The 26,206-nt window shown below is 63.2% G+C and carries 25 protein-coding genes and 1 tRNA gene; 17 read left to right on the forward strand and 9 right to left on the reverse strand.

The window, feature by feature from the left end; translation table 11 throughout:
• Position 1 precedes the first annotated feature (1 nt).
• Positions 2–1,294: a glutamate-5-semialdehyde dehydrogenase gene (locus tag AB8A27_RS24760; RefSeq protein WP_441244177.1), complete on the reverse strand. Its 1,293-nt coding sequence runs from the start codon at positions 1,292–1,294 to the stop codon at positions 2–4.
• Positions 1,295–1,370: 76 nt separating this feature from the next.
• Positions 1,371–2,285, reverse strand: a complete 915-nt coding sequence (locus AB8A27_RS24765) for a LysR family transcriptional regulator (protein ID WP_441244178.1) — start codon at positions 2,283–2,285, stop codon at positions 1,371–1,373.
• Positions 2,286–2,427: 142 nt separating this feature from the next.
• Here AB8A27_RS24765 and AB8A27_RS24770 point away from each other — a divergent pair, with 142 nt between their 5' ends.
• From AB8A27_RS24770 to AB8A27_RS24795, 6 genes are read left to right on the forward strand one after another with little or no spacing between them, the layout of a single operon-like run.
• On the forward strand, positions 2,428–3,441 hold the full coding sequence (locus tag AB8A27_RS24770) for an ABC transporter substrate-binding protein (protein WP_441244179.1): 1,014 nt from the start codon (positions 2,428–2,430) through the stop codon (positions 3,439–3,441).
• Entirely contained in the window at positions 3,441–4,169 is a 729-nt protein-coding gene (gene rutB / locus AB8A27_RS24775) for a pyrimidine utilization protein B (RefSeq protein ID WP_441244180.1), read from the forward strand. The genes AB8A27_RS24770 and rutB overlap by 1 nt, the downstream gene beginning before the upstream one ends.
• Positions 4,170–4,176: 7 nt before the next feature.
• On the forward strand, positions 4,177–4,563 hold the full coding sequence (rutC, locus tag AB8A27_RS24780) for a pyrimidine utilization protein C (protein ID WP_115032166.1): 387 nt from the start codon (positions 4,177–4,179) through the stop codon (positions 4,561–4,563).
• A 1-nt stretch (position 4,564) separates the two neighbouring features.
• Entirely contained in the window at positions 4,565–5,356 is a 792-nt protein-coding gene (locus tag AB8A27_RS24785; protein ID WP_441244181.1) for an ABC transporter permease, read from the forward strand.
• Positions 5,357–5,387: 31 nt separating this feature from the next.
• Positions 5,388–6,188 (forward strand): pyrimidine utilization protein D, encoded by an 801-nt coding sequence (gene rutD / locus AB8A27_RS24790; RefSeq protein WP_441244182.1) that lies wholly within the window; start codon positions 5,388–5,390, stop codon positions 6,186–6,188.
• A gap of 5 nt (positions 6,189–6,193) precedes the next feature.
• Positions 6,194–6,997, forward strand: coding sequence for an ABC transporter ATP-binding protein (locus AB8A27_RS24795; RefSeq protein WP_441244183.1), 804 nt, complete (start codon positions 6,194–6,196; stop codon positions 6,995–6,997).
• Positions 6,998–7,052: 55 nt separating this feature from the next.
• Here the strand turns inward: AB8A27_RS24795 and AB8A27_RS24800 are convergent.
• From AB8A27_RS24800 to AB8A27_RS24815, 4 genes are all read right to left on the reverse strand, one after another.
• Positions 7,053–7,128: transfer RNA gene (locus tag AB8A27_RS24800), tRNA-Thr, on the reverse strand.
• Between the two features lie 154 nt (positions 7,129–7,282).
• Complete coding sequence (locus AB8A27_RS24805) at positions 7,283–8,998, reverse strand: heme biosynthesis protein HemY (RefSeq protein ID WP_441244184.1); 1,716 nt, start codon at positions 8,996–8,998, stop codon at positions 7,283–7,285.
• 7 nt (positions 8,999–9,005) lie between these two features.
• Positions 9,006–10,160, reverse strand: coding sequence for a COG4223 family protein (locus AB8A27_RS24810; protein ID WP_441244185.1), 1,155 nt, complete (start codon positions 10,158–10,160; stop codon positions 9,006–9,008).
• Between the two features lie 56 nt (positions 10,161–10,216).
• Positions 10,217–10,963, reverse strand: a complete 747-nt coding sequence (locus AB8A27_RS24815; protein WP_441244186.1) for a uroporphyrinogen-III synthase — start codon at positions 10,961–10,963, stop codon at positions 10,217–10,219.
• 145 nt (positions 10,964–11,108) lie between these two features.
• On the opposite strand from AB8A27_RS24815, the gene tsaD reads away from it, so the two are divergent.
• From tsaD to AB8A27_RS24840, 5 genes are read left to right on the forward strand one after another with little or no spacing between them, the layout of a single operon-like run.
• Positions 11,109–12,182 (forward strand): tRNA (adenosine(37)-N6)-threonylcarbamoyltransferase complex transferase subunit TsaD, encoded by a 1,074-nt coding sequence (gene tsaD / locus AB8A27_RS24820; RefSeq protein WP_441245018.1) that lies wholly within the window; start codon positions 11,109–11,111, stop codon positions 12,180–12,182.
• Positions 12,183–12,192: 10 nt separating this feature from the next.
• A complete protein-coding gene (locus AB8A27_RS24825; RefSeq protein WP_441244187.1) occupies positions 12,193–13,173 on the forward strand; it encodes an NAD(P)H-dependent glycerol-3-phosphate dehydrogenase in 981 nt (326 codons plus the stop codon).
• Positions 13,170–13,721 carry a L,D-transpeptidase family protein gene (locus AB8A27_RS24830; protein ID WP_441244188.1) on the forward strand — a complete coding sequence of 184 codons (552 nt, stop codon included), beginning with the start codon at positions 13,170–13,172 and terminating at the stop codon, positions 13,719–13,721. The genes AB8A27_RS24825 and AB8A27_RS24830 overlap by 4 nt, the downstream gene beginning before the upstream one ends.
• 13 nt (positions 13,722–13,734) lie before the next feature.
• Positions 13,735–14,151 carry an EVE domain-containing protein gene (locus tag AB8A27_RS24835; protein WP_115033147.1) on the forward strand — a complete coding sequence of 139 codons (417 nt, stop codon included), beginning with the start codon at positions 13,735–13,737 and terminating at the stop codon, positions 14,149–14,151.
• On the forward strand, positions 14,118–14,825 hold the full coding sequence (locus AB8A27_RS24840; RefSeq protein WP_441244189.1) for a class I SAM-dependent methyltransferase: 708 nt from the start codon (positions 14,118–14,120) through the stop codon (positions 14,823–14,825). Before AB8A27_RS24835 ends, AB8A27_RS24840 begins: the two co-directional genes overlap by 34 nt.
• Before the next feature lie 3 nt (positions 14,826–14,828).
• On the opposite strand, the gene AB8A27_RS24845 is transcribed toward AB8A27_RS24840, so the two are convergent.
• A complete protein-coding gene (locus tag AB8A27_RS24845; RefSeq protein ID WP_441244190.1) occupies positions 14,829–15,935 on the reverse strand; it encodes a DNA topoisomerase IB in 1,107 nt (368 codons plus the stop codon).
• Positions 15,936–16,286: 351 nt separating this feature from the next.
• Between AB8A27_RS24845 and acs the strand changes: the two genes are divergently transcribed.
• From acs to AB8A27_RS24860, 3 genes are all read left to right on the forward strand, one after another.
• Positions 16,287–18,236, forward strand: coding sequence for an acetate--CoA ligase (acs, locus tag AB8A27_RS24850; RefSeq protein WP_441244191.1), 1,950 nt, complete (start codon positions 16,287–16,289; stop codon positions 18,234–18,236).
• A 37-nt stretch (positions 18,237–18,273) separates the two neighbouring features.
• Positions 18,274–19,395, forward strand: coding sequence for a Kelch repeat-containing protein (locus AB8A27_RS24855; protein WP_441244192.1), 1,122 nt, complete (start codon positions 18,274–18,276; stop codon positions 19,393–19,395).
• A gap of 272 nt (positions 19,396–19,667) precedes the next feature.
• A complete protein-coding gene (locus tag AB8A27_RS24860) occupies positions 19,668–20,183 on the forward strand; it encodes a L,D-transpeptidase (protein WP_441244193.1) in 516 nt (171 codons plus the stop codon).
• 63 nt (positions 20,184–20,246) lie between these two features.
• Here the strand turns inward: AB8A27_RS24860 and AB8A27_RS24865 are convergent, their stop codons facing one another.
• Both AB8A27_RS24865 and AB8A27_RS24870 read right to left on the reverse strand, forming a co-directional pair.
• On the reverse strand, positions 20,247–20,762 hold the full coding sequence (locus tag AB8A27_RS24865) for a thermonuclease family protein (RefSeq protein WP_441244194.1): 516 nt from the start codon (positions 20,760–20,762) through the stop codon (positions 20,247–20,249).
• Between the two features lie 111 nt (positions 20,763–20,873).
• Positions 20,874–21,101, reverse strand: a complete 228-nt coding sequence (locus AB8A27_RS24870) for a DUF1674 domain-containing protein (RefSeq protein WP_441244195.1) — start codon at positions 21,099–21,101, stop codon at positions 20,874–20,876.
• Positions 21,102–21,296: 195 nt separating this feature from the next.
• On the opposite strand from AB8A27_RS24870, the gene AB8A27_RS24875 reads away from it, so the two are divergent.
• From AB8A27_RS24875 to purH, 3 genes are all read left to right on the forward strand, one after another.
• The gene (locus tag AB8A27_RS24875) at positions 21,297–22,637 is read left to right on the forward strand and encodes an RsmB/NOP family class I SAM-dependent RNA methyltransferase (RefSeq protein ID WP_441244196.1); all 1,341 of its coding nucleotides are present in this window, start codon (positions 21,297–21,299) and stop codon (positions 22,635–22,637) included.
• Between the two features lie 182 nt (positions 22,638–22,819).
• Positions 22,820–24,511 carry a heparinase II/III family protein gene (locus AB8A27_RS24880; RefSeq protein ID WP_441244197.1) on the forward strand — a complete coding sequence of 564 codons (1,692 nt, stop codon included), beginning with the start codon at positions 22,820–22,822 and terminating at the stop codon, positions 24,509–24,511.
• A gap of 100 nt (positions 24,512–24,611) precedes the next feature.
• A complete protein-coding gene (gene purH, locus AB8A27_RS24885; RefSeq protein WP_441244198.1) occupies positions 24,612–26,204 on the forward strand; it encodes a bifunctional phosphoribosylaminoimidazolecarboxamide formyltransferase/IMP cyclohydrolase in 1,593 nt (530 codons plus the stop codon).
• Positions 26,205–26,206: the final 2 nt, after the last annotated feature.

Here is a 26,206-nt window from a genome sequence, read left to right on the forward strand (position 1 = left end):
ATCACGGCCGGGTCTGTCCGGTGCCGTGAATGCGATATTTGAAACTGGTGAGCTGCTCGGCGCCGACCGGACCGCGTGCATGGAATTTGCCGGTCGCAATTCCGATTTCCGCGCCGAAGCCGAACTCGCCGCCGTCGGCGAACTGCGTCGATGCATTATGCAGCACGATCGCCGAATCCACTTCGTTGAGAAACTTCGTGGCCACCGCAGCGTCCTCGGTCACGATCGCATCGGTGTGATGCGATCCGTGATCGCGGATATGCGCGAGCGCGTCGTCCACACCATCAACGATCCTGGCCGAGATGATTGCGTCTTCGTATTCGGTGTCCCAATCCTCGGCGGTTGCAGGCTTTACGCGTGCATCGGCCTGCTGCACGGCGGCGTCGCCGCGCACCTCGCAACCGGCATCGATCAGCATTTCCACGAGCGGCTTCAGATGCGTGCCCGCGGCTGCGTGGTCAATCAGCAACGTTTCCGTCGCGCCGCAGACACCGGGACGGCGCATCTTCGCATTCAGCACGATCGACTTCGCCATATCGAGCTTTGCAGCACGATCGATATAGGTGTGATTGACGCCTTCGAGATGTGCGAATACCGGCACGCGCGCTTCGGCCTCGACGCGCGCAACCAGGCTCTTGCCGCCGCGCGGGACGATCACGTCGACACCGCCGTTCAGGCCAGTCAACAGCAAGCCCACCGCCGCACGATCGCGCGTCGGCACCAGCGTGATCGCGGCTTCCGGCAGACCGGCTTCGCGCAGGCCCTGCACCAAACATTCGTGAATCGCGCGGCAGGACCGGAAACTGTCCGAACCGCCGCGCAGGATCACCGCATTACCCGACTTCAGGCACAACACGCCGGCATCCGCCGCGACATTCGGACGACTTTCGAAGATCACCGCAACGACGCCGAGCGGCACACGCACACGCTCGATGGTCATGCCATTCGGCCGCTGCCAGCTTTCGGTGACGGCGCCCACGGGATCAGCGATGTCGTGAATGACGCGGATGCCGTCGGCCATCGCATGCACGCGCGCCTCGGTCAGGGTCAGCCGGTCGATAAAAGCCGACGTCGCGCCATTGGCGCGCACCTCAGCGACGTCCTCTGCATTAGCCGCCAGGATCGCCGGCGCACCGGCGCGGATCGCGCGCTCCATCGCCGCAAGTGCCCGGTTCTTCTGTTCCGTTGGGGCCACCGCCAACGCACGCGCAGCCGCACGGGCGCTCCGGGCGAGGTCGTTCATCAGGACAGGCAAATCGGCCGATCCGTCGATGGCTTTTAACGAGGCGGTCATAAGGAGCTCAAATTAGCGAAATGGGACTATCCATCCCAAAATAGGGACTCGCGAGAGCAAGGTCAAAGCGTGTTCGCTACCATCCGGCGGCAGTGCGCTCGCGGATCGACTGAGCCACGAGCTGGATGCCGCGGTAAAGTGCACGCCCGGCCGGCGACAGGTCACGCCCCACACGCCGGATCAGATAGAGATCGCGCTCGATGACCGGATCGAGCAGCCTGCGGAAGGTCAGCACGGGGTGGTCCGTCGCCGGCAGTGCCAGGCCTGGCAATGGCGCAACGCCAACGCCGGCCTCGACCATCGCGAGTAGAGTTGCCGGGTGTTCGGCCTCATGCAGCGGGCTGCTGCGGCCGAGTTCCTGCAGGCCGCGTTCCATTTCCAGCCGGATGCCGGTGCCGGTGGCCATCGCGATCATGCCTGCAGCGACGCCGTCCATCCAGTTCACGGCGCTTTGCGACGCCAATTGATGATCCCGCCGCATCACCAGCGCAAAACGGTCGCTCAGCAGTTTTGTAGCATCGAGATCGACATCTTCACCGGGCACATTGGCAATGCCGAGCTCGGCGTCGCCGCTGCGCAGTCCGGTAATGATCTGATGCCGTGACACTTCCTTGAGTGTCACGCTCACCATTGGATATTCGCGTTGAAAGTTCGCCAGCACCACCGGCATCAGGCGCAACGCCACCGACGGCACACAAGCCACCGTAACATGGCCGCGGCGATGCTCGCGCAGATCGCGTAAATCCTGGATTTGGTGATCGAGATCCGCCAGCAGACGCTGAATCCCCGGGAGGAATTCGACACCCACTTTGCTGAGCTGAACACTGCGCGTCGTCCGGTCCAGTAGCCGGACCTGCAACGCATCCTCGAGCTGGCGAACGGCCTGGCTGAGAGCGGACTGGGAAACGCCAAGTTTCCGCGCGGCCCGGCTGAAGCTGCCAGCCTGAACCACCTCGACGAAGGCACGAAGTTGCCGGAGGTCGATATTCATTAGCATTACAGATAAATATATCTGTTTTTCCCGACTTGTTAATGAAATTAACGGGTGCAAGAATTTTATGCGAAGAGACGCTGCGGCTAAAAACTATGCAGCGCACCATCTGACATCGGCAACGGCGGCGAGGGACAGAGGCATGATCGACAGGCGCAACCTACTCAAATACTCGCTCATCGGCGCCGCAGTGGCCCCATTTGCTGGTCTGGGCGGACCGGCCTTTGCCGCAGGCCGCAAGGTGCTGGTGTCGGAAGCCATCCGGCTCGGCATGTATGCCTCGCTCTACGTTGCGACCGACAAAGGCCTGTTCGCCAAACATGGCCTCGACACCGACCTGTCGACCGCAGGCGGCATCGCCCTGCCAGTACCAATCCTGCTGTCCGGCCGCGGTCAGATCGGTGTCACCAGCCCGGGCATGTCGGTCAACGCAACGCGTGAAGGCGGCAAGATCAAGAACATCGCCAAGATCGTCGGCGGCGTGTCGATGTGGGGCATGACCCGCCCGGACACCAAGATCACCACGATCGACGATCTGCGCGGCAAGACGATCGCGACACTGAAATTTCCCTCATCGACAATCCAGGTCCCGACCTATGCGATGAAGACGGTCGGCAAGTTCGATCCCAAGGAAGCCGGCGTCACTTTCCTGGAATTGCCTCCCGGCGCACAGGCCGCAGCCGTCAAGGACGGCCGTGCCGACATCGCCACCGCATTCGAATGGGACATCAGCATCGGCGCTGAACAGTTCGGTCTCGTTCCCTCGCTGTCCTTTGCCGATCTGCTCGGGCCGTTGTGTTTCACCACCGCCATGGCCACCGAAGACGTGATCACCTCCAACCCGGAGGCCGTGCAGGGATTCTGCAACGCCATCGCCGAAGCCCAGAAAATGATGCACCAGAACAATGCGGTCTTCACCGAGGTCGCAGAGAAGTACTTTCCGAAAGTCTCGCCCTCAGTGGTTGGAAACGCGACGAAAAACTTTTTTGGCAGCAAGACGGCGATCCCGAAAAACCCGACCATCTCTGCGGACGAATGGGATCGCGCGATGTTGCTCGAACAGGGCGGCGGCGCTGTCTCTTCAACACTGCCCTACACACAGATGGTCGACAATCGTTTCGCCGAGAAAGCGACCAAGGAATTCGGATTGGCCTAATGTCGGTTTCAACTAGCTTTCCGCCGGAACGGCGCTATGTCACGCTGCCAGCGCGCCCCGAGCCGCTGCGGCTCGCGGTCGAGGAGACCGCGGTCATTGTGGTCGACATGCAGAACGCCTACGCGTCGCCGAACGGCTATCTGGATCTCGCGGGCTTCGACGTAACCGGCGCCAAGGCTGCGATTGCGGCCGTCAAGGAGACGCTGGACGTCGCGCGCGAGGCCGGCGTCACCGTGATCTATTTCCAGAACGGCTGGGACGCCAACTATGTCGAGGCCGGCGGTCCGGGATCCCCGAACTGGCACAAATCAAACGCACTCAAGACCATGCGCGCACGCCCCGAATTACAAGGCAGCCTGCTCGCCAAGGGTGGTTGGGACTATGCGCTCGTCGATGAACTCCAGCCACAGCCCGGCGACATCGTGGTACCGAAGCCGCGTTATAGCGGCTTCTTCAACAGCCAGTTCGATAGCATCCTGCGCGCGCGCGGGATCCGCAATCTGGTGTTCTGCGGAGTTGCCACCAATGTCTGCGTGGAATCGACCCTGCGCGACGGCTTCCATCTCGAATATTTCGGCGTGATGCTCGAAGACGCCACACATCAGGCTGGCCCCGACTACGTCCAGAAGGCGGCCGTCTTCAACATCGAAACTTTCTTCGGCTGGGTCTCCAGCACCGCCGATTTCCGCCGCGCATTCGCGCAGACCGAACCATCCACGAAAGCCTGAGGATCCCATGACAGATCGCGCGATCATTCCGCCCGGTACTCATCCGCCGCTCGCACCTTACTCGCCCGGCATGATGGCCGATGGTGTGATCTATGTGTCCGGCACACTGGCCTTCGACAAGAATAACGACGTCGTTCACGTCGGCGATGCGGCCGCGCAGACCCGGCACATCCTCGAAACCATCAAGAGCGTACTGGAGACCGCAGGCGCCACGATGGCCGATGTCACGTTTAATTCCATCTTCGTGACTGACTGGGCCAATTACGGCGCCGTCAATAAAGTCTATGCCGAATACTTCCCTGGCGAAAAGCCAGCGCGCTATTGCATCCAGTGCGGATTGGTGAAGCCGGACTGTCTCGTCGAGATCGCATCAATCGCGCACAAGCGAGCTTGATGTGACGGCGATCGAAGCCCCCCAGGGCAATGTCGAGCAGCGCGTGATGCCGCCCATCGTGCGAATCGCGCTGCTGCAGGTCGCCCTGCTGGCTCTGTTACTTGCAGCCTGGGAAATTGCGATCAGCTTCAAATGGATCGCCGTCTATCTCTATGGACGGCCAAGCGGCATCTTCGCCAAGGCCTCCACTCTGATCGCCAACGGCGAACTCCTGCGCGACTCTGCCCTGACCGCCTGGGAAGCCATCGCGGGATTTCTGATCGGCACCATCGCTGGCAGTGCGGTTGGTCTGCTGCTCTGGTTGTTTCCAACCAGCGCAGCGGTGTTGCGCCCCTATCTCATTGCGCTCAACGGTTTGCCGAAGATCGCGCTCGCACCCTTGATTATCGTGTGGTTCGGCATCGGCATCTCATCCAAGATCGCCATTGCCGCCATCATCACTTTCATCGTCGCGGTGATCACGGCACAGCAGGGCGCCAAGGAAGTCGATAGCGATCTGATCAAATTGATGCGCTCGCTCGGCGCCAGCCGCTGGAAGACCTGGCGCACCGTCGTCATTCCGGGTGCCATGCCATGGATCGTGTCCGCCTTCCGTCTCAATGTCGGCTTCGCGCTAATCGGCGCAGTCGTCGGCGAATACATCGCCTCAAAAGAAGGCCTCGGCTACATGATCTACTATGCCGGCGTGCTCTACGATTTGAATGCCGTCTGGGTCGGCATCGCTGCGCTCATGGCAGTGGCGCTGCTGATGTACGGCGCGATCGACATTCTCGAACGCCGCCTGCGCTTCTGATTTTTCATCGCTCGAACACGCAAGACCAGCCATGCCCTATGCAAGCGGCGGTGACGCCGACATCTATTACGAAACTCATGGACACGGAACGGCGATCCTCATGTCGGCCGGCATGGGCGGTAGCGGATCGTTCTGGACGCCGCAGCTGGACGCCCTTGCACAACGACACCAGGTTATCCTCTACGACCACGTCGGCACCGGCCGTAGCGCTGCGAACAGTGCGCCATCGCGGTCGATCGCCGGCATGGCCGATGACATCGCGCATGTGCTGGACGACGCCGGTGTCAGCAACGCACATGTGGTGGGCCATGCCATCGGCGGTATCGTCGGAATCGAACTTGCCCTGCGCGATCCCGCGCGCTTGCGCAGTCTGGTGGTGGTGAACGGCTGGGGCCGCGCCGATCCGTTCCTCCGGCGCTGCTTCGAAGTCCGCAAACAGATACTGAACCAGTCCGGCCCGAAAGCATATGTGCGCGCGCAGCCCCTGTTCCTCTATCCGCCGCGTTGGATTTCCGACAATGCCGCGCAGCTCGATGCGGAAGAAGAGCGCATCCTCGCGCACTTCCCGACAGCAGCCACGATGAATGCGCGCATCGACATGTTTCTCGCCTTTGATCCCGGCGAAGCCCTCACGACCATTACAACGCCGACACTGCTGGCCTCGTCTCGCGACGACAGCCTGGTACCGGCCTATCTCTCACGACAACTGGCCGCAGCCATTCCCGGCGCCCGCATTCGCGAAGTGGAGTGGGGCGCACATGCCTTCACTGCCGTAACTCCCGATGTCTTCAATGACATGCTGCTCGGCTTCTGCGACGAGGTGGATGCATGAACGTCATGACGCAAATCGCAACGTCGTCGTCCACATCCACTGTGCTCAAGGCCGAACAGGTCGGCGCATCCTTCGGAACCGGCAAGCAGTTTGTCGAGGCCATCCGCGACGTTAGCTTTGAACTGCGGCAGGGCGAAACGCTGGCCATTGTCGGTCCGTCCGGCTGTGGCAAGTCCACATTGTTCAATGTCATCGCCGGTCTGCTGAAGCCGACACGGGGGCATGTCGAGGTCGGGGGCATCCGTGTCGACGATGCCGCAGGACATGTCGGCTATATGCTCCAGAAGGATCTGCTGCTGCCGTGGCGTTCCGTCATCGACAATGTGATGCTCGGTTTGGAGGTGCGCGGAGCACCGCGTCAGACGTCGCGGGAGATCGCCACCAAACTGATCCGCGCCTACGGCCTCGCCGGCTTCGAACATGCCAAGCCCGCAACCTTGTCCGGTGGCATGCGCCAACGCGTAGCGATCATGCGTACGCTGGCCTTCGATCCGCAGGTGATTCTGCTGGATGAGCCGTTTTCGGCGCTGGACTTCCAAACCCGCCTGCTGTTGCAGGCCGATGTGTCACGCATCATCGCCGAAAACGGCAAGAGCGCCATTCTTGTCACCCATGATATTGGCGAAGCCATTGCCATGGCCGACCGGGTTCTGGTGCTCAGTGCACGCCCGGCAACGGTGAGGGCGCTCCATGTCATCGATCTGCCCAAGGCAGGCCGCGATCCCGTAGCGCTGCGCACCGACGCCGCGTTCCAAGCCTATTTCGCGCAGATCTGGGCCGACCTGGAAATGCCTGCCACCGCCACATGAGACGCCGAAGCTGCGACTGATCGTTGTGACTGAGAATATGGCGCCGAAGCGCAGATGGTGCCGCAAACAGGACTCGAACCTGTGACCCCGTCATTACGAATGACGTGCTCTACCAACTGAGCTATTGCGGCGAACCAAGCGGCGATTCGGCTTTTCGGCCGAAAACGCTGGGGCATCTGATATCGCCCGGGGCTCCGCTTTGCAAGAAGCCGAGACGTCTTCGGTGGCCGAAAAGCTGAGCGAACCAACTGCCGAAACCGACCATTTCGGCCTGAATCAGGGGCGTCAGCCGCCCCAGCGGCGCAGAAAACCGCGCCAACCGCCCTGTTGCTGGCCTGCGTTCAGTTCGGCGAATTCATCGCGATAATCGTCCGCCTCGTCCACGCCGGGATCGTCTGGCGGGCGGACGATGGGAATGACGGCCGGAATGGCCACAGCGGGCTTCGCGGCACTGGCGATATCGCTGCGGTCGCGGAACAGCGGTGGCGGCGTGGGGGCCGGCTTCGGGGGCGGTGGCGGCGCCTCGGCGGGCTCGGGCGCGGTATCGGCTACCGGTTCGGACTGTGGCGACACCTCAGGTTCCGCCGCGAAGTCCTGAGCCGGCGCGGAGGGTGTGACTTCGGCCGGTATGGGCGCCACCGGTTTCGGCATCGCGGGCGGCGGAGCCAGGACGGTTTCGCGCAAGATTTCGGTCTCGATGGTCGAGGCCTTGTCCGACGGCAGCGCAGCCAGCGGCGTCTGCCACTGGAACGCGTCGATCCGGCCGGTGACTGGCGACACCGGCCGCCAGCGATCGGACACATAGCCGTCGGCGGTCCAGACCGGATCATGCAACGCGCGCACGGCACGCAATGTCCAGGCACGGGCGCGGCCGCTGTCGCCATGTTCGGTACGTTCGATTTCCGCCATCAGCATCGCGACGCGCTGGGTGGAGTCGGTCGTGAATGGCGCCAGTGCTTCGCGGGCGCGTGTGAATTCGGCTGCATCGATGGCCGCGCGGGCGATCGCCAGCGCGCCTTCGATATGGCCTGGCGCTTTCGACGCCAGCGTCTCGACACGCACCAGCCGCTGCCGCGCCGAATCGCCGAGCTTCACATGGGCATAGGCGTCGGCGAGATCCGGATGCGGCTGCGCCAGCCACGCTGTCTCGATGATCTTCATCGCCCGGCGGGTCTGATGCGCCTCGCTCTGGAATCGGCTGGCAAGAACGGCGGCCGGCACCAGAGTTGGCGCAAGCTTGATCGCCTCCGTCACACTCTCGCGAGACAGGTCGCGATCTCCGGTTTCCAGTTCCAGCGCACGCGCCGTGAGCAACACGCCGCGCTGCCGGCGAAATGTCGCGCGATCGATCAGCCCGGAGGCGAAATTGTGATCGAGGATTTTCAGCGCGCCGGTCCAGTCGCCCTGCGCGCAGCGGAAGCCGAGCACAGCCTGCGAGGCCCATGTCGATCCCGGCGATAGTTTCAACGCTTCTTCGGCGATCGTGACGGCGGCCACCGGATCGTCACTGCGCTGCGCCTCGATGAACAGGCCGCGCAGACCGAGAAGCCGCGTATCTCCGCGCTCAGCCATCGCCTGGAAGGCGCGATGCGCACCAGCGCGATCGCCATCGAGCTGCGCGGATTGAGCTTGCAGCAATAGAGCGAGCGGATCTTCAGCCGTCAAACGCTTGGCAATATCGGCATGACGCCGCGCAGAGTGGCCATCGCCCTGCCCGATCGCGAGCAGGCCATGGGTGATCGCCTGACGTCCCCGCGCCAGACGTTTTTCGCGGCCACGGCGGCGCATCTGCTCAGGCGCGCGCCACAAGCCACGCAAGAGTGACCAGGCCAGCATCGCGGCGACGACGATGAGGCCGAGCACCAGTATGAATACAGGCAACGACGGCGCGGCACGCCAGTTGCCCCACGACAACACAACATCGCCGGGCTGGTCAGCCACCCACGCCGCGCCAGCTGCAGCCAGCGCGATCAACACGAGGAACAGAATGATACGAAACATCGGATTCCTATGGCGCCGGTTTGGAGAGCGCTGCCATCGCGTCGGCTGCGAATTGTCGTGAAGCCGCGAGCGCTGCATCGCGCGCATCAACCTTATCGAGCCAGGGCTGAACCGCCGCGCGATCGGCGGCAGGCAACGTGAGCAACTCACGCTTGGCCACGGCGATATCGTTGCTGCGCGCTGCAACGGCGACGCGTGAGATGGTGCCGCTGTTGTTACCTGCACCGGGAGCATCGGTGCGCTCAAGACGGACCAGCCTGGCGGCGCCGGCTTGCAAGCGATCCATAAGACCGACGCCTGCGGCAGGCGTCTCCGCCGGAGCCGGTGTCAGCTTCGGCAGCAATACAAGCAATTCACGGCTGAGCGCGGCTGCATTCGGCACACCCGTCGCTGCAAATGCGTCGAGCGGTTTCAATTGATTGGCATTGCTTGCGAGCGGTTTGACGGCTGCGAGTGCGGCCGCATAGGGCTCGCTTTGACGCACCGATGTATCGAGCAATGATGCCGCAACGACACGGCGCAAGGCTGTGTCATCGACGGGTTTGATATTCTGTTGGGCCGCTGAAGACTTCAGCTCGCTGGCGGCGCGTTCGATCTGCCCGAGCCGCTCATTGATCGGCCCGAGATCGACCACACCGGCGGCCGGGCGGGGCGCGGATTTAAGTTGATTGAGATCGGCGACGACACGGTCCGATTGCGTCTTCGCGGCGGTAAGATCGCCGCGCAATCCCGCGATGGATTTCTCGAGCGTATCGATCCGCGTCGCCAGGCCCGTATCCGGCGCAATGGCGGGGCGCGCTTCGATCTGCGCGATGCGAGAGGCCAATGCATCCACATCAGCCTTGTCGCTCGATGCGCTTCCGCTCAGACCGAACCAGGCGATGCCGGCGACAAGCGCACCGGCAACCGCGCCAACCGCAGCGGGAACCAGCACAGGTGCGCGCGCAGGCGCGGACTTTTCGGCCACAGCCTCCCCGGCAGGTTCGAACGGCGGCATATCCGACGGCGCGGTATCGACAGCCTCCGACGGTATTTCCGGTGCCGCAGATTCCGCAGCAGCCGGGCGCTCGGTGACGTCTGCAGCCGTCAATTCGATGGTTGGCGGCGGGCGTTTGGGCCGACCGGCATCGGGAGACGATCCTGTATCGCTATCGTCGGCCATCGCGTCGGTTCCCTCGTAACATGCCCGATCCCTATCCGGATTTGGTCACAGCAGTCTTAACGTGATAATGGCGCGATGGCACGGTCCAGCGCCGCGAACAGGGCATTTTCGTCCGGGGTTTGAGCTACCACGACCTGGCTCGCTCCGGCATCGTGCGCAATCGTGCCGACCGCAGCCGAAAGGCAATAATGTGGAACTGCGAGGGCAGCGATTTCGACCCCTGAAAGCCCAGCCGCCTGAAAGAAGGCCCGGGCGCTTCGCCGCGAATAATGCAGCACGGCCTCGACCTTACCGGCCACGAAGGCCGCCGAAACATCATGCGGCAGATCGGCAACCGGCATCATCCGGTAGGTGGTCTGTGTCACCACCGCGAAGCCGCGCGCACCGAGTTCGCCGGCGAGATCCCGCGCCAGATCGGCGCCGGCCAGATAAACGAGCGGGCGATCCTTGTTCAGCAACTTGCTCTTGCTGCTCTCCATCAACAGGTCCCGCAGTGCCGCAGCATCACCTTCGGCGGATATGACCCTGGCGAAGCCGAGATTGCGCGCGACCTCGGCGGTCCGGTCGCCGACCGCGAACAGCGGCAGGCGAAGCAGGGCTGCCTGCACGGGCTGATCGGCAAGGGCGCGCAGTGCATTGGCCGACGTCACGATCACCGCGCCGAAATCCGCATCGGCATCGATGGACAGCAACACCTTTTCGAAGCGCAGCATCGGTGCCGCCAGCACCTCGAAGCCCCGCGCGCGTAAGGCTGCAGCGGTGCTGGTATTGTCCGGCTGTGGGCGAGTGACGAGAATAGCCATATCTGAGGTCCGGTTTCGGGGGTCTCGCATGTCACACAGGGCATCGAGTGATTGCACCTTGCGACCCCGCAATGCTACGCCGGGGACAGGAAAAGCCCGGATTTGGCTGATTTAGCAAGGACCGATAGTGACCACCGACCAACCGATGCTGGTGCTGGGAATCGAGACGACCTGCGATGAAACCGCGGCCGCCGTCATCGAACGCCAGTCCGACGGCAGCGGCAAGATCCTGTCCAATATCGTCCATTCACAGATCGGCGACCACGCCCCCTATGGCGGCGTGGTGCCCGAAATCGCCGCGCGCGCCCATATCGACCTGCTAGATGGCATTGTCGGCCGCGCCATGAAGGACGCCGACGTCAATTTCGCGCAACTGACCGGCGTGGCGGCGGCAGCCGGGCCCGGTCTGATCGGTGGCGTCATCGTAGGTCTCACCACCGCCAAGGCTATCGCGATGGTGCATGACACGCCTCTGGTGGCCGTGAACCATCTCGAGGCCCATGCGCTGACGCCGCGGCTGACCACTGCGCTGGCGTTTCCGTATTGCCTGTTTCTCGTTTCCGGGGGTCACACCCAGATCGTCGCGGTGCTCGGCGTCGGCCACTATGTCCGACTCGGCACCACCGTCGACGACGCCATGGGGGAAGCCTTCGACAAGGTCGCCAAGATGCTCGGCCTGCCCTATCCCGGCGGCCCGCAGGTGGAACGCGCCGCATCGGGCGGTGATCCCAAGCGCTTCGCCTTTCCGCGACCGATGCTCGGCCGGCCCGATGCGAATTTTTCGCTCTCAGGTCTCAAGACTGCGGTCCGTAACGAAGCCAGCCGTCTCATTCCGCTGGAAGAGCAGGACATCGCGGATCTCTGCGCCAGCTTCCAGGCAGCGGCGCTGGAATCGACGGCGGATCGATTGAGCGTCGGCCTCAAACTGTTCGAAGACCAATTCGGCCCACCGCATGCGCTGGTCGCAGCCGGCGGTGTCGCCTCCAACCAGGCGATCCGCGGCGCGCTGCAGGCCGTCGCCGGAAAAGCGCAGACCACACTGATCATCCCGCCCCCGGCACTGTGCACTGACAACGGCGCGATGATCGCCTGGGCCGGCGCAGAGCGCCTTGCGCTAGGACTCACCGACACGATGGAAGCACCGCCCCGCGCTCGCTGGCTGCTCGACGCTGACGCCAAGGCGCCGGCAGGCCATTCCAAATCCCGCGCGGCTTACTGACTGGAACACCATGGCCGACTTCAACTCAGTGGCGGTGATCGGGGCCGGTGCCTATGGCACGGCACTGGCTGATGTCGCTGCGCGCGCTGGCCGCGACGTCGTACTCTATGCGCGCTCCACTGCGGCTGCCGAGCTGATGCAGGTATCGCGTGCCAATCCACGGCTGCCCGGCGCTACCATCGATGAGTCCGTCTTCGTCACCGCCGATCTTTCGCTGGCGGCACGCGCCGATATCATTCTGCTCGCAGTCCCCTCGCAGCAATTGCGCGAGGCATTGACGGCGCTCGCGCCGCTATTGCCGGCGGGCATTCCGGTGGTCGCATGCGCCAAAGGCATCGAGCGCGGCAGCCACAAATTCATGACGGAGGTCATCGCCGACGTCGCACCGCATGCGACCCCTGCCATTCTGTCGGGACCGAATTTTGCTGACGATGTCGCGGCTGGCTTGCCCACGGCCGTGACGCTCGCTTGCGCCGACGAAGATGTCGCTGTCGCACTCGTGCAGGCCTTGGGTTCGGCAACGTTCCGTCCCTATCACTCCACCGATGTGCGCGGCGTCGAGATCGGCGGCGCGGCGAAGAATGTACTGGCGATTGCCGCAGGCATCGTCGCCGGCAAGGAACTGGGCGCCTCGGCCCTCGCAGCACTCACCACGCGCGGCTTCAGTGAGTTACTACGGCTAGGCATCGCATGCGGCGCGCGCACCGAGACGCTGTCGGGCCTGTCAGGATTGGGCGACCTGATCCTGAGCTGTTCGAGCGCGCAGTCGCGCAATTTTTCACTTGGTGTGGCGCTCGGCCGCGGCGAACAGCCGGCCCGCGGCAAACTCGCCGAGGGTGAGTTCACGGCGCCCGTGCTGATCGAGCTTGCGACATCGAAGGGCGTCGATATGCCGGTGGCAAAAGCCGTGGCAGCAATTCTGGCCGGCCAGGCAACCATCGATCAGGCGATCGATGGCCTGCTGACGCGGCCGTTCAAGGCAGAAGGATGAGTCTGTCGGTTCGGAACTATGTGCTGGCCGCTGCGATGCTCCTGCTGTCAGCGGGTGCATTTTTCGTCGGTTGGGACTTCCTGCAGCTCAGTCGCCGATTTCCCGAACTGGTCGCGGCAGAAGAGCGAGCCGATCTCATCACCGTCGACAAGAGTGCCCGCACGCTGACGCTATCGCGCGGCGGCACCGTGCTCACGACCTATCCGGTGTCGCTGGGCTCCACGCCGGCCGGCCACAAGACGCGTGAAGGCGACGGGCGTACGCCAGAAGGACGCTACGTCATCGATTCGAAAAACGGCCGCAGCCGCTTTCACCTCGCGCTCCATGTCTCCTATCCGAATACTGAAGACAGCGAGCGTGCGCGGCAGCAAGGCGTGGCGCCGGGCGGCGACATTATGATCCACGGCCTGCGCAACGGCATGAGCTGGCTCGGCAAGCTCCATCTACTCCGCGACTGGACGGATGGTTGCGTCGCCGTGACAAATCGCGAGATTGAGGACATCTGGGCACGGGTCGCACCGGGGACACCCATCGATATCAGACTATAAAAGGATAGCAGGCATGGCCTATTGGCTGATCAAATCAGAGCCCGACGCCTGGTCGTGGGACGAGCAGAAAAAGGCCGGTGCCAAGGGCACCGAATGGACCGGCATCCGTAACCACACCGCCAAGCTGAACATGATGAAGATGAAGAAGGGCGACCGCGCCTTCTTCTATCATTCGAATATCGGCAAGGAGATCGTGGGTATCGCCGAGATCATCAGGGAGCATCATCCCGATCCCACCGCCGAGCCGGGAACGCCCTGGGTCTGCGTCGACGTCAAGGCCGTGCAAGACCTACCAAAGCCGGTGTCGCTGGCAGCGATCAAGGCTGAGCCGAAGCTTGCTGACGTCGCAATCCTGAAGCAGTCTCGCCTGTCGGTACCGCCGATCACTGCCGAGGAATGGAAGCTGCTCTGCAAGATGGGCGGGCTGTGAGCGCCCACAGCGCGGCCAAACCTGCGATCGCCGACCCCGCTGCTTTCATCCGCACCAATACGCGCCTGCTGCCGGTGCCGCTGGTGCCGGAGATCATGTTGCACGTGGCCGACGAGGCCGTGCCGCTTTGGAGCAAGACGGAGGAAGAACTCGGCGAGGCCGGATTGCCGCCGCCATTCTGGGCTTTTGCCTGGGCCGGCGGACAGGCGCTGGCGCGCTTTGTTATCGATCATCCCGAGCATGTTGCTGGAAAGACCGTCATCGATCTCGCATCGGGATCGGGGCTTGTGGCTATCGCCGCCATGAAGGCAGGGGCAAGCAGTGTCTTCGCCTATGACATCGACGCCTTTGCGCGCATGGCGATCACACTGAACGCGGCTGAAAATAGCGTTACGATCAATGCTCGCGGTGACGATCTGCTCGGCGGCTCATCTGTCCCCATCGCACAAACGATTCTGGCAGGCGATATTTTCTATGAACGCGACACCGCAGAAAGCGCCTTTGCATTTCTATCAGCGCAGGCCGTACGCGGTGCGACGGTGCTGATCGGCGATCCCGGTCGCAGCTATCTGCCGAAGGACAAATTGCGAAAGCTGACCGAATACAAGGTGCCGGTGACGCGCGATCTCGAAGATGCCGAGATCAAAAACACCGCAGTGTGGACGCTCGCCTGAGACTCAGCCAGCCTCGGCCACCACCTGCGCCAGAAGCTGCTCGCGCTTCGATTGCGAGCGATAGCCCGTCTGCGTCGCGGCGATGCGAGCGAGGACGCCATCCTCGAAGGCCGTAACGATGGTGTCGTGCACATAGCTCTTGCGGCAAATCGCCGCCGTGTTCTGCAACTCGTCCGCCGCCGAACGCACGGCGTCGAGCACCTGCTTCTTGCGACCGCGCTCGCTCGCCGCCGGTTCGATCCGCGACAGCGTTTCGGCCACCGTGGCCGAAGCCATCAGAGTGCGAAAATCCTTCAGCGAAATCTTGATCCCGGCGATGTCGCGCAGAAACGCGTTCACCGCAGCCGTATTGACCTTGTGGATGCGGCCGACATTGTCACGATACTGGAACAGCCGCTTGCCGGGGACGTCATGCAAAATTCCGATCGCGCGCACTAGCTTGGTCGCGCTGCATTCCTTGCGTACGGCCTTGCCGCCTTTCGCCTTGAAGGCGAGCACGATGCAATCGTCTTCGAGCTGGACGTTCGACTTCATCAGTGTTGTAGCGCCGCGCGTGCCTGACAGCTTCATATAGCTCTCATTGCCGGCACGGATCGCGGTGCGCGTGACGAGTTCGATGACAGCGGCGAGCGCGAACTCACGCGTCGGCTCGTCGCCAGCCAGAAGCGCCGAAACGTTGCGACGAATCTTCGGCAGTGCCGCCACCAGCTTCGCCAGCCGATGCGCCTTGCGCTGCTCGCGGACCTTCTCCCAGTCCGAGTGATAGCGGTATTGCAGCCGGCCGGCCGCATCGCGACCTACGGCCTGCAAATGCGACGTAGGATCAACGGCATAGCGGACTTCGGCATAGGCCGGGGGCACCGCCATGGAATTCAGCCGCTTGATCGTGCCGACATGCTTGATCGGGGTGCCGTTGGCCCTGACGAAGGAGTAAGATTTTCCGCGCTTGAGCCGGCGGATCGTCAGCTCGGACTGATCGCCAAGCTTCAAGCCCATTTCACGGGCCAAAACCTCCACACTCGCAGGACTTGGCTTGGCCATACGGGCTGGTCGCGCGACGGAACGGGCGGAAACGGCCCGGGAAGGCGCGAAATTCTGCTGTTCCATCATAGTGTTATCTGCCTCGTCGGCCCTGTGTCTCTGCTAATGCCGTTTATTGATTTTTGGTTCCGGGCCGCTTGGCCGCCCCTGCGAGGGCGATTTAGGGGCTTCCCGCAACTATTGCGAGTCCACAGGCGCGCAATTTCGGTTACTGGTTACCGTTTAGCGGCCGAAATGGCTTTATGATGAAATTTCCGGGCCGTCGAAACGCGAACGTGATCGGGGCTGCGACCTTGCCGACCGACCAAAGGCCTAGTCCGGCCCCGCTTGTCCAGCTATCTCGCGCCGGCGCATATTGCGCGCAACGAGAACCGGCTGGCGGCGAATTCGCGCAGCGGTCGCACGGTGGTGGAGGGGACAATGTCCGACAAGATTTACGACGTACCGGCTGAGTGGACGACGCGCGCCTTCGTCGATGACGCGAAATACAAGGCGATGTATGCGCGCTCGATCAGCGATTCCAACGGCTTCTGGGCCGAGCAGGCCAAGCGCCTCGCCTGGAGCCACGCCCCCACCAAGATCGAAAACACGTCCTTTGCCCCAGGCAAGATCTCGATCAAGTGGTTCGAGGATGGCGTATTGAACGCCGCCTATAACTGCATCGACCGGCATTTGCCGAAGCGCGCCAATCAGACCGCGATCATCTGGGAAGGTGACGATCCCTCGCAGTCGAAACACATCAGCTATCAGGAGCTGCACGACGAAGTCTGCAAGATGGCCAACGTGTTGCGCAACCGCAACGTCGGCAAGGGCGACCGCGTCACCATCTATCTGCCAATGATTCCGGAAGCGGCCTATGCGATGCTCGCCTGCGCCCGCATCGGCGCGATCCACTCTGTCGTCTTCGCCGGCTTCTCGCCGGACTCGCTGGCGCAGCGCATCACCGACTGCCAGTCGAAGATCATCATCACCGCCGATGAAGGCCTGCGCGGTGGCAAGAAGGTGCCGCTGAAGAACAATGTCGATGCCGCGGTCGCCAAGGCCGGCGGTGTCGACTGGGTTGTCGTCGTCAAGCACACCGGCACACCGGTGAACATGGATCCCGCCCGTGACTTCTGGTACCGCGAAGCCGCTGAAGTCGTCACCACCGAATGCCCCTGCGAGCCGATGAATGCGGAAGATCCGCTGTTCATCCTCTACACGTCAGGTTCCACCGGCCAGCCCAAGGGTGTGCTGCACACCACTGGTGGCTATCTGCTGTTCGCCTCGATGACACATCAGTATGTGTTCGATTATCACGAGGGCGATATCTACTGGTGCACCGCCGATGTCGGCTGGGTCACCGGTCATAGCTACATTCTCTACGGACCGCTGGCCAACGGCGCGACAACGCTGATGTTCGAAGGCGTGCCGAACTATCCGTCTATGTCGCGCTTCTGGGAAGTTATCGACAAGCACAAGGTCAACATCTTCTACACCGCGCCGACTGCAATCCGCGCGCTGATGCAGGCCGGCGACGAGCCGGTAAAGAAGACCTCGCGCAAGAGCCTGCGCCTGCTGGGCTCGGTCGGCGAGCCGATCAATCCGGAAGCCTGGGAGTGGTACTATCACGTGGTCGGTGAGGCACGCGCGCCGATCGTCGATACCTGGTGGCAGACCGAAACCGGCGGCATTCTTATCACGCCGCTGCCCGGCGCCACGAAGCTGAAGCCGGGTTCGGCGACGCGGCCGTTCTTCGGTGTCGTCCCTGAGATCGTCGATGCCGATGGCAAAGTGCTGGAGGGCGAGACCTCGGGTAATCTCTGCATTGCCAAGTCGTGGCCGGGCCAGATGCGTACGGTCTATGGCGATCACGCCCGCTTCGAGCAGACTTACTTCTCGACCTACAAGAACAAGTACTTCACCGGCGACGGCTGCCGCCGCGATGCCGACGGCTATTACTGGATCACCGGCCGCGTCGATGACGTCATCAACGTGTCCGGGCATCGCATGGGCACCGCCGAAGTGGAGTCCTCGCTGGTTGCGCATGAGAAGGTGTCGGAAGCCGCCGTGGTCGGCTACCCGCACGACATCAAGGGCCAGGGCATCTACGCTTATGTCACGCTGATGAACGGCGTCGAGCCGACGGAAGAGCTGCGCAAGGAGCTGGTCGCCTGGGTCCGCAAGGATATCGGCCCGATCGCCTCGCCGGACCTCATCCAGTTTGCGCCGGGCCTACCGAAGACCCGCTCCGGCAAGATCATGCGCCGTATCCTGCGCAAGATCGCCGAAGACGAACCGTCATCTCTGGGTGATACATCGACACTGGCCGATCCCGCCGTGGTCACCGACCTCGTCGAGCACCGGCAGAACAAGAAGCCGGGGGCGTAACTGCTCGCATATCTATCGACCAACATGGGGTGATGTGATGGATCGTCGGTCATTCGTGTTGGGAAGTGCTGCAATTGTGACGGGCGGAGTTTCCGCCCGTGCACAACATGCCGGTCATCCGGCACTACCCGCCGCCGCTCCGTCGAAAGAGCCCTACGCCAAACTGCAGGGCGGCGTGCCGCATCACATGACGCCTGAGCAGGAAGCGCAGCGCGTCACTGAGAGTCCCGCGCCGAAGGGACCGCAGGGCAAGTGGACATCGCGCGCTGCACTACCCTTGCCGCGCAGCGAGATGGCCTGGGCGACATCCTGGGCCGATCGCATGCATATCGTTGGTGGCTATGGTGAAGGCCGCGTCGACCGCCCCTATCACCACGTCTACGACCCCGCTTCGGATCAATGGCTCGACGCCGCGCCGCTGCCGCGCGGCGCAAACCATGTCTCGGTCGCTGCCGATGCCGGCCGCGTCTATGCGCTCGGCGGCTTCATGCAGCAGAACCGCGGCTCGGACCAGAACGCCTATGCCTATGATGTCGCCGCCAACCGCTGGGATACGATCGCGCCGTTGCCGCGACCGCGCGGTGCCGGTGCGGCCGTTGCGCTGAACGGCAAGATCCATCTGATCGGCGGCGCGTCGGAGCCGGCGGCCGAGCGCGCCAGTGTCAGCTGGCACGAGGTCTATGATCCCAAGACCGACAAATGGGAGACCCGCAAGGCACTGCCCGGCGCGCGCGACCATGTCGGCTGCGTCGCCACGCGCGGCGTGATCCATGTGATCGGCGGACGTTTCAATACGTTCGAGTACAATACCGATCTGCACCATGTGTATCTGCCCGAGCGCGACACATGGGAGCTGCGCGCCGCGCTGCCGACGACGCGTTCGGGCCATGGCCTTGTCGTGTATCGCGACCGGCTGTTCGCCATGGGCGGCGAATCCGGCGTGGTGCAGAACGGCCAGCTTACCCAGGGCAAGGTGTACGGACAGATGGAGAGCTACGATCCGGCCTCCGACACCTGGCAGAGCCACGCACCGATGCTGACCCCGCGCCATGCGGTCGGCGCCACGGTCATTGGCGACTGGATCTATGTGGCCGGCGGCGGTGCTGTCCTCGGCGGCGCGGTACAATCCGCCGTCCATGAGGCCTTTACGCTGGCCTAGTGACCTCCAACGCATCGCATCTGGCTGCCCTCACGCGATTGTCAGGGGCAGATGGCCACCGCTGACCAATTTAGAGCGAGTGTTGTTTTCCGGGCATTTACTTTGTTCAGCGGATTTCCTTTTTAGGCGCTCGTTGGCGCACTCCCCCGCGCCGGCAGAGACCGGTTGTTTACACGTCCGGTCGAGAATTTCCCGTGTGCAATTGTTTTCGCTGCCTTGAGGGGCGGCACGACCTCGTCGGCCGCAACGGCCGGGCCGAACTGGAGAGATCGATGTCCTTGAAGATTACAGGTGCGCTGGCAGCCACCGTTGTCATTGGCGCCCTGATGTCCCCCGCCGCGCAGGCCGCACCCAATGTGGTCGGCTTCCGCGGCGATTATGCGCCCGGGACCATCGTCGTGAAGACCAACGAGCGTAAGCTGTATCTCGTGCTCGAACAGGGTCAGGCCGTGCGCTATCCCGTCGGCGTCGGCAAGCCCGGTAAACAGTGGGCCGGCGCGACTAAGATCGACGGCAAGTACCGCCAGCCGGCCTGGGCTCCGCCCGCCGACGTCAAGCGTGACAATCCGAACATCCCGGACGTGATTGCGGGCGGTTCGCCAGCCAATCCGATGGGCGTTGCTGCGATGACCCTCGCCGGCGGCGAATATGCCATCCACGGCACCAACCGGCCCAATTCGATCGGCGGCTATGTCTCTTACGGTTGCGTGCGTATGTATAACGAAGACATCACTGACCTCTATTCGCGCGTCTCGGTCGGCACGCCGGTCATCGTCACTCAGCGTTGATCGCTGGCAGCTTCGCTATTCTGAAAAGCCGCGCATGATGCGCAGCTTTTTGTTTTGCTGATCTCAGCGGCCATCACACCAGCCGCTGCGATGACCACCACCATACGGGCGCGCGTGCCCTGCGTTGAGCATTGCTGCAGATACGTTGGGCGTTTGCCTGGTCGCCACATCGGCGACCACGCGGCCGGGATATTTGTCAGGCCCGATATTGTAGATCGTGAGGCTTCCCTCGCGGAGCAACTTCGTCAGTGCGGCCGTCGCGGTTTCTGCCTTCTGAATCTCGCGCGCGCATTGCCCCTTCAGCTCCGGCGCATCGATGCCGCGCAAACGAATGCGCACGCTGACGTCTTCACCGGAACCAAGATGAACGCGCGCGCCAAAAGTGTCGCCGTCGATGGCATAGCGCATCTCGATCGGATAGCGAGCCTCAGCATTGCCAGCGCGCCTGACGATCGCCTCGGAATCGCGGGCGGCCTCTGTCTGATCCGCGCCAGGCAGGAATGGCAGCCAGCGCTTCACCGGCAGCATGGTGCCGGCGGCCAGGCCGAGCACAAATACCCACGGCATCGCCGCGGACATGCGGGAACGCCACGGCGACGCACGATGAATGCGTGATGCTGGGGTCATCGTCCTGCGATAATGTGAGTCGAAACAGCCAGCCAGAAGAATCTGGCTACAATTACGCGACGGCTAGAAGTCAGACGCAATACCCTTGCGCTCCCAATCGCCGAAGCGCGTGGGCTCAGGACCTTCAGGTCCCTGAAACTCTTTCGCTTTCGCCGCAGTATTTGCTGCAGCTGCGGCCCGGCGCTCTTCCGCCTCGGCCAGCGCGCGCTGCGCGGCGGGCGTCAAAACTTTCTTCGGTGCCGGCTCATGCTCTGGCAAAGGCGTTGCGGACTCGGAAGGAATGTCGTTCATCTCAGGTTTCCTGCTGAACCGGCAAGGGCGGCATGCGTTACATCAATCACAGTCGAACAGTTGCCGTTCGACTGTGAGCATATAAGGGCGATTCTTACATTTGGCATATTCGCATGCGACAGAATCGCTCCCATCCAGTGGCCGCATGCTGAGCCTGCCCGCGCCATTGCCCGCCCTCAGTCGTGATGTTTTTGTATGTCGCAAGTAAGATACGCACCGCCAACCGAGGTCCCCGGCCTCGCCGCGCGACGGATTGCGGCGGATATTCTCGACGGCGTCTTGCACAAGCACCGGACCCTCGACGACCAGCTCGAAGGTGCGGCCGCCCATCCCGGCCTGAAAACGCTGTCTGACCGCGACCGCGCGCTGATGCGCCGTCTGGTTGCGACGATCCTTCGCCGGCTCGGCACGCTTGGGCACATCCTCTCCCGCCTGCTCGACCGCGGTGTTCCGACAGATGCACCGCGTGCGCAAAGCGCGCTCCTGATCGGCGCTGCTCAGATCCTCTGGATGGACGTGCCGGATCACGCTGCCGTCGACCTGTCGGTCCGCATGGTGCAATCCGATCGTAAGGCCGCGAAATATGCGGGGCTGGTCAATGCCGTGTTGCGGCGCTGCGCGCGTGAAGGCCAACCGCTCATCGACGAAGTGGCCGCCCAGACTCTCGACATCCCGCCATGGCTGATGGCGCGCTGGACGGCGCATTACGGCGAGACGACCGCGAAGGAAGTGGCCGTGGCGCTGAGCTATGAGCCGTCGCTCGATCTCACTGTCAAATCCGAAGCCGATGCCTGGGCCACGCGCCTGCATGGCGAGGTACTCCCCACAGGCTCCGTCCGAACCCTGCTGCAGGGTTCGGTGACCATGCTGCCGGGCTTCAATGACGGCCAGTGGTGGGTACAGGACGCGGCGGCAGCATTGCCAGCGCGGCTGTTCGGCGACCTCAAGGGCAAGCGCATCGTCGACCTCTGCGCCGCACCGGGCGGCAAGACCGCACAGCTGGTTCATGGCGGAGCGCAAGTCACTGCCGTGGATCGCTCGCCAAACCGGGTGGCGCGCCTGCGCGAGAATCTGGCGCGTCTGTCTCTGGAAGCCGAAACCGTCGTCGTCGACGGCACCGAATATCCCGGCGAAGGCTTTGATGGCGTGTTGCTGGACGCGCCCTGCTCCTCCACCGGCACCATCCGGCGGCATCCCGACGTCGCCTGGCTGAAGCAGGACTCCGACATCGTCATGCTGACGGCGCTGCAGCGACGCCTGCTGCACAAGGCCGCTTCCATCCTGAAACCTGGCGGAACCCTAGTCTATTGCACCTGTTCGCTGGAGCTCGAAGAAGGTGAACAGGCCATCGCCGACCTGTTGGCCAAGGATTCCAGCATGCGCCGCGCCCCCGCCGACGCTAGCGAGGTGGCCGGCCTTGCCGAGATCGTCACCCCCGAGGGCGATCTGCGCACTTTGCCGAGCCATCTGCCCCATGCCGACCCCCGGCTCGGCGGGCTCGATGGCTTCTATGCGGCGCGACTGATTAAATCCTGATATTCACAGAGTAATCTCCCGATTCGCGAGGCTTCCACAGGGGGCCTCCTTGTACTGTGTGCGGACCGCGTTTCCGGCTAAAAGGATTCGCAACAAACCTTTCTCTCCAGTTCAAGGCGCGCGTGGTCGCTCATCGCAGACGTATCTCGAGGCTGATCCTCGGCCGCTTCGCGCGGAGTGCGATGTCGCGCGCGTCCGGCGGATCGGCCGCACTGGCGAGGTTGTGGCCCGGACGCACCGATCGCCTGATCATTGCGCCGCATGACCTGCGCACCACCGACGCCACCCGCGCCGCCGAAATCTATGCGGGGCGCTTCGTCTTTGCCGGCAAGATCGTCACCTGTCACGGCCGCTCGATCTTCGATCTGGAACCGCCGTCGGAAGACTGGGAAGTCTCGCTGCTCGGCTTCGGCTGGCTACGGCATCTGCGCGCCGCCGACACTGCCATCACCCGCGCCAACGCCCGCTCGCTGATCGACGACTGGATGTCGAATCCGTCGCGCAAGCGCCCGGTCGGACGCCGCGCCGACGTCATTGCCCGCCGCGTGATCTCGTTGCTATCGCAGGCACCGCTGGTGCTCGGCGATACCGACGGCAAATTCTATCGTCGTTATCTCCGCACACTCAGCCGCGAGATTCGCTCGCTACGCTACGCGCTGTCGCATGCACCCGACGGCGTGCCGAAACTGCAGGCGCTCATTGCGCTGTGTTACGCCTCGCTCTGCCTCGCCAATCAGGCACGCCACATCCGCACTGCCACGCGTAAACTGTCCGACGAATTACAGCGCCAGATTCTCCCGGATGGCGGGCATATCTCGCGCAATCCGGGCGCGCTGATCGAATTGCTGATCGACCTCCTACCGCTGCGGCAGACCTTTGCTGCCCGCAACATCGCACCGCCCCCGGCGCTGCTGAACGCCATCGACCGCATGATGCCGATGTTGCGGTTCTTCCGTCACGGCGATGGCTCGTTCGCGCTGTTCAACGGCATGAGCAATGCGCCGTCGCATCTGCTGGCGACACTGCTGGCCTATGACGACACCCATGGCGTGCCGATGGCACATATGCCGCATACAGGCTTCCAACGCCTCGAAGCCGGACAGATGACCGTGATCATCGACACCGGTCCACCGCCGCCGCCGAGTGTCAGCCACGATGCTCATGCCGGCACGTTGTCGTTTGAACTCTCCTCCGGCCCAAGCCGCATCGTCGTCAATTGCGGGATGCCGTCGACCGGACGTGACAACTGGCGTGCTTTCGCGCGTGGCACGCCCGCGCATTCGACCATGACCTATCACAACACCTCGTCGTGCCAGTTCATCGAGCGCGGCGCGATGAAGAAGTTTCTGCAAGGCGCACCGATCGTCAACGGTCCGCATGTGGTCGAGAGCTATCGCGAGATCACCTCAAGTGGCACCGTGCTGACTACGTCGCATGACGGCTACCACCCGCGTTTTGGCGTCACCCATCGGCGCGTGCTGATGATCTCCGAGGACGGCTCGAAACTCGAAGGCGAAGACATCGTGGCGGCCGCCCCCGGGGCGCGGCTCAAGGGCAGCAATACCGACTACGCCCTGCGCTTCCATCTGCATCCGTCCGTGAAGGCCAGCCGGCTCAGCGACGCCCGCGGCGTCATGCTGGTACTGCCGAACCGCGACGTCTGGACCTTCGAGGCCCTCGACGACAAGGTCGAACTCGAGGACAGCGTGTTCCTGGCCGGCAATGACGGGCCGCGCCGGACGGCTCAGATCGTAATCCACCAGAACGCCCAGCAGACCTCCAGCATTCGCTGGAGCTTTGCCCGCTCGGCCTCCTCGCCGTCGCAGACCACGGCCCGCCGCAATGCCCGCCGCGAGCCTGAATTACCGTTGTAAATCAGGCATTCACGACGAAATTGCTGGCATGCAAGCCCTTGCGGTTTCTTGCACCGCGAAACCATGCTACGCGGCGGTCTTCTCCCACGGGATACGCATCATGACCGACCATCCGCGCAAGGTTACCCGCGCTCTATTGTCCGTTTCCGATAAGTCCGGGCTGATCGAATTTGCGCGGGCGCTGTCCGCTCACGGCATCGATCTCGTCTCCACCGGCGGTACCGCCAAGGCGATTGCCGCAGCGGGCCTGAAGGTCTCCGACGTGTCCGATCTCACCGGCTTCCCGGAAATGATGGATGGCCGGGTCAAGACGCTGCATCCCAAGGTCCATGGCGGCCTGCTCGCGATCCGCGACAATCCCGAACACAGGAAGGCGATGAAGGATCACGACATTTCGCAGATCGATCTGCTCGTCGTGAACCTCTACCCGTTCGAGGAGACCGTCGCGAAGAACGCCTCCTATGAGGATTGTATCGAGAACATCGACATCGGCGGTCCGGCCATGATCCGCGCAGCCTCCAAGAACCATGACGATGTCACGGTCGTCGTTGAGCCCTCTGACTATCAGTCAGTGCTGGACGAACTTGCCACCAACAAGGGCGCGACCACGCTGACGCTGCGCCGCCGTCTGGCAGCCAAGGCCTATGCCCGCACCGCCGCCTATGACGCCGCGATCTCGAACTGGTTTGCCGATCAGCTCAAAATCGATGCGCCGGATTTCCGGGCCGTCGGCGGCAAGCTCGTCGAAGCGCTGCGTTATGGCGAGAACCCGCATCAGACCGCTGCGTTCTATCGCACGCCCGAACTGCGCCCCGGCGTATCCTCGGCGCGGCAGGTGCAGGGCAAGCAGCTGTCCTACAACAATATCAACGACACCGACGCGGCCTATGAGGCGATCGCCGAGTTCGATCCCAAGCGCACCGCGGCCTGTGTCATCGTCAAACACGCCAATCCTTGCGGCGTCGCCGAAGGCAGCAGCCTGGTCGAGGCCTATCGCAAGGCACTAGCCTGCGATTCCACCTCGGCATTCGGCGGCATCGTTGCGCTGAACAAGACGCTCGATGCGGACACCGCACGCGTGATTACGGAAATCTTCACCGAAGTGATCGTGGCGCCCGACGCCACCGAGGAAGCCATCGCCATCGTCGCCGCGAAGAAGACCTTGCGCCTGCTGCTGGCCGGTGCATTGCCGGATCCGCGCGCGCCAGGCTTTACCGCCAAAACCGTGGCCGGCGGCATGCTGATCCAGAGCCGCGACAATGCCGTTGTCGACGACATGGTGCTGAAGGCCGTGACCAAGCGTCAGCCGACCGATGCCGAACTGCGCGATCTCAAATTTGCATTCCGCGTGGCCAAGCACATCAAGTCGAACACCATCGTCTATGCCAAGGACCTCGCCACTGTCGGTATCGGCGCCGGCCAGATGAGCCGCATCGATTCCGCACGCATCGCCGCCCGCAAGGCGCAAGATGCTGCCGCCGAGATGAAGCTCGCCGAGCCGATGACCAAGGGATCGGTCGTCGCATCAGACGCGTTTTTCCCGTTCGCCGATGGCTTGCTGGTTGCCATCGAGGCCGGAGCCACCGCGGTGATCCAGCCCGGCGGTTCGGTGCGCGACGATGAAGTGATCAAGGCGGCCGATGATGCCGGGATCGCCATGGTGTTCACCGGCGTCCGCCACTTCAAGCACTGAGG

This window comes from Tardiphaga sp. 768_D3_N2_1 (genome assembly GCF_052076105.1).
GTDB lineage: Bacteria > Pseudomonadota > Alphaproteobacteria > Rhizobiales > Xanthobacteraceae > Tardiphaga.